Source organism: Streptomyces sp. SID8352, assembly GCF_009862265.1.
Lineage (GTDB): Bacteria > Actinomycetota > Actinomycetes > Streptomycetales > Streptomycetaceae > Streptomyces.
In genome coordinates this window covers 313,281-328,297 of sequence record NZ_WWGX01000104.1, presented here as the reverse complement: position 1 = coordinate 328,297, position 15,017 = coordinate 313,281, and the positions used below count along the sequence as shown (strand labels likewise).

Genomic DNA, 15,017 nt, shown 5'->3' with positions numbered 1-15,017 from the left:
GGGGAACGCAGTTCCGTGGAGAACATCCCTGTCGCGCACCCCATTCTCGCGGCGCCCGAGCGGATGGCAGCGCTGCAGCGGACCGTGGGGAACTCCGTGGTGGTCGAGATGCTCAGGCGCCTCCGCTCCCGGGACACCCCTGGCAGCACACCGCCGGTCCGACGTTCCACCGTGCACGAGGTGCTGCGCGCTCCGGGGCAGCCTCTGGACGCCGGGACGCGGGCGGAGATGGAAGGGCGGTTCGGAGTGGATTTCTCCGACGTCCGGCTGCACACCGGCGCCGCAGCGCAGCAGTCCGCGGCCGGGATCGGGGCGCGGGCCTACACCTCCGAGAACCATGTCGTCATCGGTGCCGGAGGCGGTGACAAGAAGTCCCTGGCCCACGAACTCACCCACGTCATCCAGCAGCGGCAGGGCCCGGTTGCCGCGACCGACAACGGCGACGGGCTGTCGGTCTCCGACCCGCGTGACCGTTTCGAGCGCGAAGCCGAGGCCACCGCCGCCCGGGCCCTGGCCGGATCGTTGCCATCCCGCCCTGGCACCACGGCGGACGGGAACACGGGGGCGGACGCGGCCGATACGGCCACGGACACGATCCAGCGCACTATCGTCGATTCCCGGAACCATAAACTCACCCCTGAAGAGATCTCACGCAATGGGATGATGAGCGAACTCCTCGCCCAATACCCGGCGGAGATTCACGAACGGGTCGAGGTGACAGTCGACATACTCCTTGAATCGGACCCGCCCCCCGTTGCCTGGGGAAACCTGGTGGCGGTACTGCGGGACGAATACGATCTCCACCCCGGCCCCACTCACCAAGCGCCTCAACAATCGCAGCCCGTACCGCAAGCAGCCCCGCAGTACACGCACATCGACATCACCGACGCGGCGTCCTTCCTGCATTCGATCGCATCATTGTGGCACGCCCCACAGGGCAACACGGGATGCGGCCTGCTGGGCAACACTCTTTACCTCTCGACGTCGTCGTCCAACCGGCCCGCCTTCTTCAATACGATCTGGGGCGAGGTGCAGAATATTAGAGCAACTGTCATTTCTCTCCCGTCCTGGTTCCCCACAGATTGTAAAGATTGCCCGGGCTACAAGGACACGAGCTCCAACCATGCGGAATGCAGAATCATGCATGCGTGGGGCGACGGCGGTGGCACCGGCGGGATCATCCGCACCAACCAGCCCGCCTGCAGGGAGTGCGCGCACCTCATGGACCAACAAGGCATCGCCCACGACAACGCGCCCTCCCGCAAGTACGGACTGACCGGCTGGATCCACCCGTTCACCCTCGAATTCTACGGCCCGCAGACCACCGACTCCCGGCGCTATGACCTTGAATAGGACTTCTCCGGGCGATCAAGTTCGCGGGCCTTGACCCGCAATCCCGGAAACGGGCCATGCGGCTTGGGCCAAGGGTGTCGAGATCGTGCACGGTGAGTGGTGAGACGTCGGGCTTCTGATCGTCGATCATGGTCATGTGGTGGGGAACGCGTCTGGTGCAGCGGTCATCAGCAACCGGAGGATCACGGGCCTGACTGCCAGAGTGATCGCTGAACTCGCCACGGCAGGTGCCGGCGCCAGATGCTGAGGAAGCTCGCGGCCGCGAGGCTGGTGCTGCGGGTGCGGCCGCGGAGGAAGTGTCGGGCGGCTGCCCGGTGGCGCTGGGGGCGGCCCGGGTCCGTCGTCGGACACCCGATACGGGTGCGTGGCCGGACGGGTCACCAGGGGGGCACGCGGCGGATGAACACGTAGGCGGCTCCCGCTCCGACCAGGCTGTCGGAGACGCGCGGCTCGCCTGTCCGCGGCTCCGGGAAGCGGGGAGCCAAGAGGCGTGCGGGCCTCCTGCTGACCGCGTGCGGCCGGAACATCGGCGTTTCGGCCAACCCCCCTCGCTCGTGGGCTCTTGCAGGGCAAGGGCCGGTGCACTGCACACCTTCGAACAACCGCGGAATTCCGGTGCCCGAGAGCCGTCCGAAAGAACACGTGCTCGGAATCGGCGCCGCGTCGTTGAGCACGCTGACGCCACCGCCGCACCTCCGGGAGGAACACATTGACGCCAATCGAACCAGGCAGCGACGAGACCGAGGGTCTTTCGTCCGGATCAGGCCGGACCCCGCGAGCCCGGCCTGATCCAAACGAGAGGCCCGAGCACCCGCCGAAGGCCGCCGCGGCGCCCGCTGCCGGCATCTCGGACGCCGAGCGCGAGCTGTACGGCGGCCGGCTGCGCTACGACCAGTCCTACATCCGTCACGAAGGGCCGCTGACCCGGCTGGGCTTCGGGCACATGGCGGCCGCGCTGCCCCGCATGGTGGGCATGGTGCTGCGCACCGGCTGGGAGACGGACCCGCGGGCGCTGGCCGGGGTCGTGGCGGCGCAGCTCGGGCAGGGCGTGGCGGCGGGCTGGGGGCTGGTAGCGGTCAACAGCGTCCTCACGCAACTGTTCGCCGACGGTCCGACAGGGGACAAGCTCCACGAGGCGCTTCCGTCGCTGGCGGTGCTCGCGGTCGCGGCGGTGGCGACCGCGGTGCTGGCGGCGTGGTCGACGGCCATGTCGGGCCGGCTGGAGCCGCAGGTGGAGCGGGCAGTCTCCGCCCGGTACTACACGGCCGTCACCGCTGTGGAGGTGGAGGCGACCGAACGGCCGGAGGTCCAGCGGGTCCTGGAGGCCGGGAGGTTCGGCACGGACTCGGCACGCAGCATGCTCCGACTGTCGGTCGGCGTGGGAAGCGTGGTGATCGGCATGGCGGCGGCCGCGGTCGTACTGGCGTCGCTGCACTGGGCGCTGCTGCCCATGCTGCTGACCATCGCCCTGCCCAAGGGGTGGGGAGCGGTCCGCTCCGCGCGCCGCGAGTACCTCTCCCGCCTGAGTTGGGTCGACCACCGCCGGGCGATCGCCTCCCTGCTGGCCTACCTGACCCGCCCGCACGCCGCCGGAGAGATCCGCGTACACGCCGCCGGCACGAAGCTGCTGTCCGGCTACGAGGAGATGTCGCGGCAGACGGAGGCCGAGCAGCGGCGCCTGGCCCGGGCACAGGCCTCCACGGACCTGGTCGCGGGAGCGTTCGCCGGTATGGCGTCGCTGGCCTGCTACGGGGTGCTGTGGTGGCTCCTCGCGTCCGGTGGGCTGCCGCTCGCCGTTGGCGGCACGGCGGTGATCGCCATCCGCACCTCGACGGCGCGACTCACGTCCCTGGTGCAACAGGTCAACCGGCTGTACGAGGAGTTGCTGTTCCTCACCGACACCGAGGACGCCATCGCCGTGGCGGGCGAGAATGCCATCCCGGCCTCCGGCCGGCCCCTGCCTTCGCCGGTGCTGGAGGTGCGGACGGAGGGGGTGTCGTTCACCTACCCGGGCGCCGACGGTCCTTCCCTGAAGGACGTGAGTGTACGGGTGCCCCGGGGGAAGGTGACGGCCCTGGTGGGAGCGAACGGTTCCGGGAAGACCACCCTCACGAAGGTCCTGGCCGGGCTGCTGCTGCCCTCCGAGGGAGACGTGTGGTGGGTGGGTGAGTCCGGCGAACGGGTCGAGCTCCGCGAGGCCGAGCGCGCCCAGGTGTTCCGTACCGTCGGGCTGCTGGCGCAGGACTTCCCGCGCTGGGAGATGACGGCCGCGGCGAACGTGGCCATCGGCGCCGGCGACCGGCCCCGCGACATGGGCCGCGTCCGCGCCGCTGCCGAGGACGCGGGCGTCCTCGACCTGATCGAGGGCCTGCCGCACGGCTGGGACTCGATCGTGTTCAAGGGTTACGAGCGGGGAGTCCAGCTCTCGGGCGGGCAGTGGCAGAGGCTGGGGTCCGCCCGGACGCGGTACCGGCAGGCACCGTTCCTGCTGGTCGACGAGCCCACCAGCGCCCTCGACCCCCACGCGGAGATCGAATCGTTCCGAGGGCTGTGGTCCCTGGCCGAGGAAGGCCACGCGGTCGTCCTCGTCACCCACCGGCTCGCCGCGACCATGCGCGCCGACCACATCTACGTCCTCGACCAGGGACGCGTCGTCGAGGACGGCACCCATGACGACCTCATGGCCCGCACGAGGGGCCTGTACCAGGGCATGTTCACCGCCCAGGCCGCCCAGTACGGGCTCGCGCCCACGACCGGCACGCTTCCCGGCCCCCGCAGTATCCGGCCCTCCGACCACGAGACGGCGAGCTGACCCACCCGGCGCGACTTCCACGGCCCGGCCCCGACGTCGAAGGCGAGACGACACCCGTGGCGCCTGGCCTCCGAGGTGCTTGCGCCTGCCCGCGTCCCGAGCCGTCCAGAAGGGCGGCCCGGGACGCGGGCGTTCTCCTCGCGTGCTCACACGTGCCCGGCAGCTGGCTCCCACCGGGGGCAGGTGCGCCCGGTCCCTTCGCAGTGGAAGGCACCTGCCTTCCTCTCGGCGTGCTGCGGGCGCCGAAGGTGTCCCGGGTGGAGCAGGAGCCGGGTGGGTCCGTCGACGTGGCCGGGGTGCGGCGGCAGTGCGTGCCGCTTGCTGATCCCGGGCATCCAGCGCGGAACCTGGCTCGTCGGCCTCTCCCGTGCCGCCGGCGATGCCCCGTGTCGGGGTGCCGATGAGCTTGCGCATGTGGCCCATAGCCTCTTGCCTCGGTCATCTCCACCCGCGCTGTGAAGAGCACGCCGTTGTGGTGGGTGACGGACAACAGTGCTTCCGGTGTCCCGAACGGCATGAGGCTGCCGACCGGTTCCGGGTGGGCCGCGCGAAGGCGCGTCAGCGCGTGCCACGGAAATCCCATGTCCGGTGGCGATGGACACGGCGTGGGCGGCGAGGTGGGCCGTGGTGTCGCGGTCGCCGCGGGCTGCGTGGATGCGGGCGCCGGCGGTGGGGGCCTCCGCCGAGCCCCGGACCAGGGTTGCGGGCCGGGCGGCGCGGGCTTCGCCGAGGGCTTTCCGGCCGGTGCTGAGGAAGGCGGGGGTGCCGGGGCCGAGGCGGACCACGGCGTCGCGGGTCCATTTGGAAGTGGGGCGTCGCTGGGTCATCGAGCGCACCATGCCGTGGCTGTCCGGATACCGCCGGCTCAGTCCTCGCCGACGGGAGCGCGGCCCAGCGACTCCCTGGTCCTTCCCAGCCCTGCCGCCTTGTGCTGCCACGAGCAACTCCCCCGTCTCACTGCATAAGGCGCGGGCCCGGCGCCGGTTCACCGTGATGCGTGGAATGTGTCTGCGAAGTACTGCCGCAACGCGGTCATCGCTGGTGTCGGCTGATGCGCGCTGGCCCACGCCAGGCCGATCTGCATGTCGGGGATGGGGTCGGCAAGCGCTGCGGCGTGGATGCGGCGGCCCTCGAGCGACCACGGGCGGTAGACCATGTCGGACAGGACCGTCACCGCGGTGCCGTTGGCGACCAGGCTGCGGATTGCCTCGATCGAGGAGGTGGCTACAAAGACATCGGGTCGAAGGTCCGGCCAGTACGCGCGAGTTGACTTCTCGGACTCGTCAACGGTCAGCATCGCGTAAGGGTGTTCGGCGACGTCGGCGAGGCGCAGGTTCGTGCGTCCCGCGAGCGGATGGGTGGGTGCTGTCCACAGGCGCCGGGGGGAACGCACGAACGTCTCGAAGTCGAGGCCGTCATGTCTGACGTTGGAGGTGAGCAGGAGGGCGAGGTCCAGGTCGCCGTCGATGAGCCGCTGCTCCATGGTGTCGCGGTGCATCTCGTGCCACTCGAATGCCACCCCCGGATACCGGGCGGAAACCCGCTGGATGTGATGGGGAAGGAAGTAGCCCATCACGGTGTAGCTGGCACCGACGCGCACGCGGCCGGCGATGCCGGGGTCGCCGGCGACGGTCGTCTCGGCATCCGCGACGAGATCAAGGATGTGGCGGGCTTTGGGCAGCAGGGCCCGTCCGGCATCGGTGAGCTCGACGCCGTGGACGCTTCGCTCGAAAACGTGGTGTCCCAGATGGCGCTCGATGCCCTGGACGGAGGTAGTGATCGTGCTCTGGGAGATGTAGAGCTCGCGAGCGGCGGCGCTGAACTGGCCTGCTTCGGCGACGGCGATGAAGTATCGCAGTTGACGCAGCGAGAAGCCCAACGCTGTCTCCCTTCGGGGTTGCCGCTCTGTTGCTCCCGGAATTGTATCTGTTATTCCGATGGCTGGACATCGGAAGCATGTTGTTTTCAATGGGATGTCCTCTCTCTAGAGTCGCTGAGCAGGACGGGAGGCGCGGCATCGAGAGGATGCGTGATCCCCCAGGAGGGAGGCAGCCAATGAGGACCGCAGTCGATATCAACTGCGACATGGGCGAGGGGTTCGGCCCCTGGACTTTCGGCGACGATGTCGATCTCCGGATGATGCCGATGGTCTCCTCGATCAACGTGGCCGGGGGCTTCCATGCGGGCGACCCGAGCACGATCGACCACACGGCGGCGCTGGCGAAGGAGTACGGCGTCGGCGTCGGTGCGCATCCGGGCTTCCGCGATCTCGTGGGCTTCGGCCGACGCCATATCGAGGCTTCGGCCGACGAACTGGTCTGCGATGTCCTCTACCAGCTTGGCGCGGTCCGCGCCCTCATCGGCCGGCACGGCTTGAATCTGCAGCACCTCAAGCTGCATGGGGCGCTCTACATGCACGCTGCCCGCGACGAGGAGTTTGCCGCTGCCCTTATCGAGGCGCTCGACGTTGCGGACTCCGGGCTGCCCGTACTCACCACGGCGGGCAGCGTCCTGGACCGGGTGGCCCGCCGGCACGGGCATCCAGTTGTCCGCGAGTTCTACGGGGACCGCCACTACGGCGACGACGGGCAGATCGTCTTCACTCGCGACATCGGCCCCCTCGAACCCGGCGCGGTGGCGGCCAAGGTCGTGCGGGCCTGTCGCGAGGGCACGGTCGAGACGGTGACCGGCTCGTCCGTCCCGGTCGAATTCGACTCGATCTGCCTTCACAGTGACACCCGTGGTGCTTCCCGCCTTGCCGCCGCCACCCGCGCGGCCCTTGAGGATGCGGGCATCGCCGTCCGCTCCTTCGCCCGACCCGAGCCTGTTAGCGACACATGAGAGGGAACACAGCGATGTCGACTTCCGTACCGGTTCAGGAGATCTCCATCCAGGAGCTCCTGCAGGCATACCGCGAACGCCGCACGACCGTCAGGGCCGTGGTGGAGGAGTACCTCGGGCGGATCGAGAAGCTGGACCGGTCCGGTCCCGGCCTGAACTCGATCGTGGCCACCAGCGAAGAGGCGTTGACCCGGGCCGACGAGCTCGACGCGCGTTTCGGTGAGTCCGGTGAGCTCGCCGGGCCGCTGCACGGTGTGGTCGTCGCTGTCAAGGACAACATCGACACCGTCGACATGGACACCACATGTGGCAGCGAGGCGCTTCGCGGTCACCGTCCCGAGCGCGACGCGGTCGCGGTGGCCCGGCTCCGGGCAGCGGGCGCGGTGATCATCGCCAAGACGGCATTGCCCGACTTCGCGACATCCTGGTTCTCCTATTCCTCAGTCAGCGGGGAGACCCTGAACCCGCATTGTCTCGACCACGACCCGGGAGGTTCGAGCTCCGGGTCAGCGGCCGCAGTGGCCGCCAATCTGGCGACCGTGGCGCTCGGCACCGACTGCGGTGGATCGGTGCGCCTGCCGGCGTCATTCTGCAATCTGGTCGGTATCCGCTCCACGCCCGGCGTCGTGCCGCGGACCGGGACCGGCTTCCTCGTTGAGTTCCAGGACACCGTCGGGCCTCTGGCGCGCAGCGTCGAGGACGCCGTGACGGTCTTCGACGTCATTGCCGGCTACGACGAGGGCGACGACTTCTCAGTGGCGGCGACGATGGCACGGCCCGCGGTCAGCTACGTGGCCTCCCTCGGCGATCGCAGCGTGGCCGGTGTCCGCATCGGTCTGGTCACCAACGCCCTCGGCAGCGAGGCCGACCCGCGCAGCGCGGCGGTCAACGCCCTCACCCGGCGAGCGGCCGAGGACCTGCGAGCGGCGGGAGCCGAGGTCGTCGATGTCGAGATCCCCGACCTGGACGAGTTCCTGGTGGACACCAGCCAGTACATCGCTTGTTCGCGTCACGACATCGATCTCTACCTCAAGCAACGACCGGCCCTGAGCAGCCTGCGTGTCGCCGACATCGTCGCCCGCGGCAGATACCACCGCGAGCTGGATCTCCTCGAGGCTGTGAGTTCCGGACCCGAGGCTCCGGAGTCCGACCCGGACTACACCGGACGCTTCGTCGCCCGCGACAGGTTCACCCGCGTGATCCTCAAGGTGATGGACCAGCATGGGCTCGACGCGCTCACCTATCCCGCGACCCGTATTCCGGCGCCGTCGAACGAGGAACGCAAGGAGTGGACGGTGCTCACCTTCCCGACCAACACACTGATTGCTTCGCAAGCGCTGCTTCCCTCGGTCGCCGTCCCGGCGGGATTCACCGACGCCGGCGTTCCGGTCGGGATCGAGCTCGTCGGCCGGCCCTACAGCGACGCCGAGCTGTTCGGCTGGGCCGCCGGGTACGAGAAGCAGTCGCGGCACCGCCACGCCCCCACGCTCTGAGGCGAATTCCCGGGGTTGTCGCAAGACGGTGAGCCGTTTCCGTCTTGATCAGCCGGTGAGTCCGAGGGTGACGACGGCTCGGACGACGGTGGTGATCCTCGTGGTGCCGCAGCGCAGTCTGCGAAGGCCTGCTCCGGCGTCGGGGCGAGGGCGGAGCAGGCCTCCGGCCTCGCGTATGCAGCCGTGGACCGTCGCGATCCCGACCCGGAAACCGGCGGCGAGGCGGCTGCGGGTGTCGCCGCTCCCTGTCCGCTGACGCGGAAGCCGACGGGCATTCGCGAGCAGGAGTGGTCGTCGTTGTCGCCCTCAACAAGGCAGCCCGGAACGCCGGGCTGAACGCTGCCGCACTGGTCAACCAGTTCCTCGGCGGCAGAGGGGGCGGCTCCCCCGAGCCGGCCCAGGGCGACGCCCCGGCCGCGCTGCCCGGTCTCACCGCCCCGCTGAGCCCTGGCGCGTGGGATGGACACGGCCGGGTGCCACACCCACCCCACGCGCCAGGCAGAACTTCGATCGGCTGCCGGTAGGCGTTCCGGTGACATCAACCCCAAAAAGGTTATTGCACATGGGTTGCAGGTGCAGTCTCCCCGTGAGTGTGGAATCGCGAACCGAGAGAAGACACCATGACCGCCCCCGCCTCCTCCCCATCCGCAGATGCCCCTTCCCGGTGGAGGCGAGTGGCCGGCTCCATGACCCGGGCCGAGTGGCGGCGCGTGGCGGGCATGGCCGCGTTCATCGCCGCCCTGCACGTGATCGGGTGGTTCACCCTGGTCGCGATCGTCGCCCCCGCGCACCACAGCCTGGGCGAGAGAACCTTCGGCATCGGTATCGGCGTCACCGCCTACACCCTGGGTCTGCGCCACGCGTTCGACGCCGACCACATCGCCGCCATCGACAACACCACCCGCAAGCTCATGCAGGAGGGCCGGCGCCCGCTGTCCGTCGGCTTCTGGTTCTCCCTCGGCCACTCCAGCATCGTCTTCGCCCTCGCGCTGCTGCTCTCCTTCGGCATCAAGGCCCTCACAGGCCCCGTCGAGAACGACGGCTCCCAGCTCCACGACATCACCGGCTGGATCGGCACCACCGTCTCCGGCGTCTTCCTCTGCGTCATCGCCGTCATCAACCTGATCATCCTGGCCGGGATCTGGAAGGTCTTCCGCGAGATGCGCTCCGGACGCTTCGACGAAGCCGCCCTGGAGGAGCGGCTGAACAACCGCGGCTTCATGAACCGGATCCTGAGCCGCCTGATGAAATCCATCACCGAGCCCTGGCAGATGTATCCGCTCGGGCTGCTCTTCGGCCTCGGCTTCGACACCGCCACCGAGATCGCCCTGCTGGTCCTGGCCGGCACCGGCGCCGCCTCCGGACTGCCCTGGTACGCGATCCTGTGCCTGCCGGTGCTCTTCGCGGCGGGCATGTCCCTGCTGGACACCATCGACGGCTCGTTCATGAACTTCGCCTACGGCTGGGCCTTCTCCAAGCCCGTCCGCAAGGTCTACTACAACCTCACCATCACCGGCCTGTCCGTCGCCGTCGCCCTCATCATCGGCACCGTCGAGCTCCTGGGCCTGGTCGGCGAGAAGCTCGGCCTGCACGGCCCGTTCTGGGACTGGGTCAGCGGCCTCGACCTCAACATCGTCGGCTACCTCATCGTCGGCCTCTTCGTCGCGACCTGGATCGTCGCGTTCGCCGTGTGGCGGTTCGGCCGCATCGAGGAGAAGTGGACCGCCGATCTGCAACCTGTCGACGGAGCAGACGGCACCAGGGCACACCGATACTGAGGTTGAACTGGTGATGTCGCGGGGTGTTCAGACGGGTCCGACGGCCAGGCCGGTATCGGTGAGACAGCCGTCCATGAGGGGGCTGCGGTACCGGACGTGCCGCAGGCCGCGGCGGATGCGCTGGACGAGGTGTCCGGGGGTGGTGAAGGCGGCGTTGGAAAGCCGGCCGCGCCGCAGAAGGGACCAGACCCCTTCGGAGGGGGTTGAGGTCGGGTGCGCGGGGCGGCAGGCAGCAGATGGTCGGCCAGTCCCGGGCCGTCGCCCATTCCCGCAGGCCGGCGGCCTTGCGGACGTTGACGTGGCCGTCGTCGCGGCGGGGCCGGTGGATCAGCCTTGAGCGGTGGCCGGGAGTGTGTGCGATGCCTTGGCCGCCACCGCGCCTGCCGGGCACGAGACCTCGACCAGGCACTCAACCACGGCGACCGGGCCCTGGCGCTCCTGCGGCGGGTGGAGTCGACCCGTGCCCGGCTCCACCTCGAGGACGTGGCCACGGCTCTCGGTCCGAGGGCCGCTGAACCCCGGGCGGCAGCCTTCCTGGAACGCGTGGAACAGGCCGCGTCGATCACTGAGGCGGGAGTGGCCGGATGAGCACACCGACACCTGCCGAAGAACTCAGCCGGCGCGCCGGCACGGGCCGAGGGCCGCCGGGGCCCTCTCTCCCTCCGGCCCACCGGCCCGAGCAGACCCCGGACTTGGGCCCGCAACCGCCGCCGCAGGATGAACAAGGATGCACCGTCCACTGCGTCCTGGACGAGAACCCCGTGGGTTCCGGATCAATCGGCAGACCGGAGAGTGATCCTCTTCAGCCGGAACCGGCGTGCGGCCGGGCATCCGGTTCCGAGTTGATGTGCACACGGGGCACGCGAGGGCTGATGCGGGTCACGATCTCGTAGTTGATGGTGCCGGCCGCCCGGGCCCAGTCGTCGGCGGTCGGTCCGCCGTCTTCGCCCGTGCCGAAGATGACGGCCTCGTGGCCCGCCATCGCCGTGCTGTCGGTACTGGGCCCGAGGTCCACAACCGTCTGGTCCATGGCGACGCGCCCGGCCACATGGTATGTCGTGCCCGCGATCCGCACCGGGCCACCGCGGGAGGTGCGCGGGATGCCGTCCGCGTATCCGAGGGGGATGAGACCGAGCACGCTCTCCTCGGACGTCCGGTAGGTGAGCCCGTAGCCCACGCCATGTCCCGCCGGCACCCGCTTGCAGTGGGACACGAGCACGCGGAGCGTCATCGCCGGGCGGAGGCCGAGGTCGGCCGAGGAACGGTCCCGGAACGGGGAGAGGCCGTAAAGCGAGAGTCCCGTGCGAACGAGATCGAAGTGGGTGTCGGGCCGTGAGAGGGCCGCCGGTGAATTCGCGATGTGCCTCACTTCGAGCTCGCATCCGGCGTCTTCCGCCAGTGCGACGGCGTCGCGGAAGACGCCGAGCTGTGCGTCGGTCCCGGGCCGATGCGGCTCATCGGCGAGGGCGAGATGGCTGAAGACTCCGACGATGCGGAGCAGACCCCGGTCCTGGTACCCGGTGGCCTCGGCGAGCACGGCCTCCCAGCGGTCCGGGGGTGCGCCGTTCCGGCCGAGTCCGGTGTCGATCTTGAGGTGAACACGTGCCGGCCGCCCGCACCCGCGCGCTGCCTCGGCGATCCGGCGCAGTTCCCAGCCGGAGCACCCGAGGTCGATTCCGGCGCCGACAGCAGCGGAGAAGTCGCCGGCGGAGGTATGGAGCCATGCGAGGACCGGCGCCTCGATGCCTTCCGCGCGCAGTGCGAGGGCCTCGCCGATGTGTGCGACTCCGAGCCACGTGGCGCCCGCTTCGATCGCCGCCCGGGCGACGGGGACGGCCCCGTGCCCGTACGCGTCCGCTTTCACGACGGCCATCACACGGGCGGGCTCGGCGATCGTCCGTATGACGCGGACGTTGTGGCGGACGGCCCCGAGGTCGACAACGGCGCAACGCTCCGGAGGACGAGCGGGGCGTCCTCCGTCGGCGTCCTTGGCTGCCCGGACTGCGGGTGGCACACGTGGCATCCCGTCACACCCGCGCAATCGGCTGTCCGGCCTTGACGACCGTCTTCGGCCGGGTGAGCACCGAGAGGTCTGCCAGCGGGTCGCCGTCCACCACGACCAGGTCGGCGAACGCCCCCGGGGTGACCTCGCCGATGCGGCCCTCCATGCCGATCAGTCGAGCGGCCACCGTCGTCGCCGAGCGGATCACATCGATCGCGGGCTGTACCTGTCCCCGGAGGGTGAACTCCATGGCTTGGTGGGGATGCATTCCGCCCAGCAGATCGGTACCGAAGACGATGTCGACGCCCCCGCGGTGCGCCAGTTCCAACGCGCGCAGCCCGTGGTCGAGTACCTCGGACACCTTGCGATGACTCGCCCCCGGCAGGCCGTTCCGCGGGCCCTCCTCCGCGAGTGCCCGGTAGGTGACCAGGGTAGGCACGTAGAACGCCTCCTGCTCCTTGAACAGTTCGACGCTCGTCCCGTCCAGCAGGTTGCCATGCTCGATGCTCCGGACACCGGCCCGCAGCGCACGGTTGACGGCCCGTGCCGTGTAGGCGTGACCCGCGACGTACCGGTTCACGGCCTCGGCTTCCTCCACCGCGGCGCGGATCTCGTCCATGGACAACTGGGTGGAATCGATCCGGTCGGTGGGCGAGGCGACCCCGCCGGACAGCATGAGCTTGAGGTGGTGGGCACCAGTGCGGAACTGCTCACGCGCTGCCTTGCGGATCTCGTCCGCACCGTCGCACACCATGCCGACGGTCGGGCAGCAGGGATGACCGTCGATGACGTTCCGGCCGCGGTGGCGCATGTCCGCGTGCCCGCCGGTCTGGGACAGGGCCTTGCCGCCGAACAACAGGCGCGGCCCGGTGAGGTACCCCTCGTCAAGGGCGTCGGCGAGGCCGTAGTCCGCGCCGCCCATGTCGCGCACGGTGGTGAAGCCGCGCTCCAGCATGCCGCGCAGGATGTGCCCGGACCGCGCCGCGACGTAGGACGGCGCCCATTCGGCCTGCGCGGCGATGTCCGCGGTGCATGCGGTGACGTGCACGTGGGCGTCGGTGAATCCGGGCAGGACGGTGCGGCCCTCGGCGTCGATGATGACGGTGGTGGAAGGGATCGGGCCGGTCCGGCTGCCGACCTCGGCGATCGTTTCCCCGTCGGTCAGGATGCCGACGCCTTCGAGGTACTCCCCGGTGTGCACGTCGAGTACACGGGCGTTGGTGATGAGGATGCTGGACGTCACGAGAGTTCCTTCGGTGTGGGGACGGACGGCCCGAGCGGGCTGGTGCGGATGCCCGGCCGTAGGCGGCGCCATGGCAGATCGGCGGGGTCGGCGGCGACCGGGCCCGGTGCGGCGGCCACGAGCACGGCCTCGGCGGCGGGCTCGAAGTCCGCGCGGAAGTGCACCGAGCTCTTGAGCACCACTATTCGTTCGGATTCCGGCCGGATGCCGAGCATGCGCAGTTGCGCCCGGTCGAGGAGCTGGACCTTCCCACTGGTCACGCCGATGCGCAGTGCGCCGATGCGCAGGCATGCGCTCGGCCCGGAGTCGATCTCGGTGCCGTGCATCATCGGTCCTTCGAACCGGCATCGGCCGTCGGCGAGGTGCTCGACCACGAATGCTCCCTCGAAGGGTTCGGCGCCGGCGATCCCGGGGTGACCGCCGAGCGCCGTGTGGACGGTCGCCCCCAGCCCGGCGGTGTGTGCGGCCGCCGCCGCACCGGGATCCCAGATCGCCGCCAGCGCTGCGGATTCCCCGGCCCCGGCCAATGCCCGGAGCATCCCGGTCGTCCGGGCGTCGCCGCCGGCGCCGGGGTTGTCCTGCGTGTCGGCGATGACGACCGGCCGCGAGGCCCCCTCGGCGAGGCGGCCGGCCTCCGCAACCGCGGCCTCCGGCGGCAGGACGTTGACCCGCCACTCGGCCTCGCGCCGCACGACGTTCTCGTACAGCGAGTCCACGGCCCGGCCGGCTGCCTCGGGATCGGGGCCGTGGCACCACACGACCGGGCCGCACTCGGGGAAGTCCGCGGCCGGGAAGCCGGCGGCGAACGACAGGCACGCGTCGTCGCCGCTCAGGGGTGCGACGGTCTCGTACACCTCGCGGGCCGGGCCGAAGTCGGTGCACCCGCTGTTGACCGGGATGAGGAACGGGATCCGGCGCCATCGCAGATGCAGCCGCTCGCCCGAACACAGCCGGCGCAGCAGCCCTGCGGCCCGGACGCCGGTTTCGGCCATGTCGACATGCGGGTAGGTGCGCAGCCCCACCGCGGCATCCACGGCGGACAGCATCTGTTCGGTGACGTTCGCGTGCAGGTCCAGACTCACCACGACGGGCACGTCGGGCCCGATGACGGCGCGCAGCCGGGTGAGCAGCTCGCCCTCTCCGTCGTCGCAGTGCTCGGCGGCCATGGCTCCGTGCAGATCGAGGAAGACCGCGTCCGGCCGGGTGGTGCGCGCCGCGTCGACGATCTCGCCGGCGATCCGTTCGTACGCGTCACGGGTCACCCGGCCGGACGGGCAAGCTGCCGCCCAGATCACCGGTACGAGGTCCGCGCCGCTGTTCGCCATCGCGGTGAGGAATCCACCGACCGCGAGGTTGACCCGCGTCAGTTCGTGCAGCCGATCGCCGCGGCGCAGCGCGGGGAATCCCTCACCGTTGAGGAAGCTCTCGTAGGTCGCCGGGGTCGCGGCGAAGGTATTGGTCTCGTGCTGGAATCCAGCGACCAGGATGCGCATCG

At 70.1% G+C, this 15,017-nt stretch carries 10 protein-coding genes and 2 pseudogenes; 7 read left to right on the top strand and 5 right to left on the bottom strand.

What is annotated here, in order from left to right; all coding sequences use genetic code 11:
- Positions 1–63: 63 nt before the first annotated feature.
- From GTY84_RS31275 to GTY84_RS34405, 3 genes and pseudogenes are all read left to right on the top strand, one after another.
- Positions 64–1,353, top strand: coding sequence for a DUF4157 domain-containing protein (locus tag GTY84_RS31275; protein WP_237532858.1), 1,290 nt, complete (start codon positions 64–66; stop codon positions 1,351–1,353).
- 709 nt (positions 1,354–2,062) lie between these two features.
- A complete protein-coding gene (locus GTY84_RS31270; RefSeq protein ID WP_237532830.1) occupies positions 2,063–4,165 on the top strand; it encodes an ABC transporter ATP-binding protein in 2,103 nt (700 codons plus the stop codon).
- An 813-nt stretch (positions 4,166–4,978) separates the two neighbouring features.
- Positions 4,979–5,130 (top strand): annotated as a pseudogene (locus GTY84_RS34405) (IS5/IS1182 family transposase); the annotation flags it as partial.
- Positions 5,131–5,150: 20 nt separating this feature from the next.
- Here the strand turns inward: GTY84_RS34405 and GTY84_RS31265 are convergent.
- Positions 5,151–6,044: a LysR family transcriptional regulator gene (locus GTY84_RS31265; RefSeq protein ID WP_161229767.1), complete on the bottom strand. Its 894-nt coding sequence runs from the start codon at positions 6,042–6,044 to the stop codon at positions 5,151–5,153.
- A 176-nt stretch (positions 6,045–6,220) separates the two neighbouring features.
- Here GTY84_RS31265 and GTY84_RS31260 point away from each other — a divergent pair, with 176 nt between their 5' ends.
- The 3 genes from GTY84_RS31260 (at position 6,221) to GTY84_RS31250 (ending at position 10,277) form a co-directional block, all read left to right on the top strand.
- Entirely contained in the window at positions 6,221–7,006 is a 786-nt protein-coding gene (locus GTY84_RS31260; RefSeq protein ID WP_161229766.1) for a 5-oxoprolinase subunit PxpA, read from the top strand.
- A 14-nt stretch (positions 7,007–7,020) separates the two neighbouring features.
- Positions 7,021–8,499, top strand: a complete 1,479-nt coding sequence (locus GTY84_RS31255; RefSeq protein WP_161229765.1) for an amidase — start codon at positions 7,021–7,023, stop codon at positions 8,497–8,499.
- Positions 8,500–9,119: 620 nt separating this feature from the next.
- A complete protein-coding gene (locus GTY84_RS31250) occupies positions 9,120–10,277 on the top strand; it encodes a HoxN/HupN/NixA family nickel/cobalt transporter (RefSeq protein ID WP_202552342.1) in 1,158 nt (385 codons plus the stop codon).
- Positions 10,278–10,304: 27 nt separating this feature from the next.
- On the opposite strand, the pseudogene GTY84_RS34400 reads toward GTY84_RS31250, so the two are convergent.
- A pseudogene (locus tag GTY84_RS34400) lies at positions 10,305–10,686 on the bottom strand (transposase).
- On the opposite strand from GTY84_RS34400, the gene GTY84_RS34395 reads away from it, so the two are divergent.
- Positions 10,632–10,865, top strand: a complete 234-nt coding sequence (locus GTY84_RS34395) for a hypothetical protein (protein ID WP_237532870.1) — start codon at positions 10,632–10,634, stop codon at positions 10,863–10,865. The pseudogene GTY84_RS34400 and the gene GTY84_RS34395 overlap by 55 nt on opposite strands.
- 214 nt (positions 10,866–11,079) lie before the next feature.
- Here GTY84_RS34395 and alr read toward each other — a convergent pair whose 3' ends face one another.
- The 3 genes from alr to GTY84_RS31230 are packed head-to-tail and all read right to left on the bottom strand — an operon-like array spanning position 11,080 to position 15,015.
- On the bottom strand, positions 11,080–12,300 hold the full coding sequence (gene alr, locus GTY84_RS31240) for an alanine racemase (RefSeq protein ID WP_161229764.1): 1,221 nt from the start codon (positions 12,298–12,300) through the stop codon (positions 11,080–11,082).
- A 4-nt stretch (positions 12,301–12,304) separates the two neighbouring features.
- Entirely contained in the window at positions 12,305–13,522 is a 1,218-nt protein-coding gene (locus GTY84_RS31235) for an amidohydrolase family protein (protein WP_202552336.1), read from the bottom strand.
- On the bottom strand, positions 13,519–15,015 hold the full coding sequence (locus GTY84_RS31230; RefSeq protein ID WP_161229762.1) for a M81 family metallopeptidase: 1,497 nt from the start codon (positions 15,013–15,015) through the stop codon (positions 13,519–13,521). Before GTY84_RS31230 ends, GTY84_RS31235 begins: the two co-directional genes overlap by 4 nt.
- Between the last annotated feature and the right edge of the window lie 2 nt (positions 15,016–15,017).

What these genes read in the sequence shown, in the direction of transcription:
- GTY84_RS31275 (WP_237532858.1), top strand. Translation starts at nt 64, where the DNA reads ATGGCAGCGCTGCAGCGGACCGTGGGGAACTCCGTGGTGGTCGAGATG.
- GTY84_RS31260 (WP_161229766.1), top strand. Translation starts at nt 6,221, where the DNA reads ATGAGGACCGCAGTCGATATCAACTGCGACATGGGCGAGGGGTTCGGC.
- GTY84_RS31255 (WP_161229765.1), top strand. Translation starts at nt 7,021, where the DNA reads ATGTCGACTTCCGTACCGGTTCAGGAGATCTCCATCCAGGAGCTCCTG.
- GTY84_RS31250 (WP_202552342.1), top strand. Translation starts at nt 9,120, where the DNA reads ATGACCGCCCCCGCCTCCTCCCCATCCGCAGATGCCCCTTCCCGGTGG.
- alr (WP_161229764.1), bottom strand. Translation starts at nt 12,300, where the DNA reads ATGCCACGTGTGCCACCCGCAGTCCGGGCAGCCAAGGACGCCGACGGA.
- GTY84_RS31230 (WP_161229762.1), bottom strand. Translation starts at nt 15,015, where the DNA reads ATGCGCATCCTGGTCGCTGGATTCCAGCACGAGACCAATACCTTCGCC.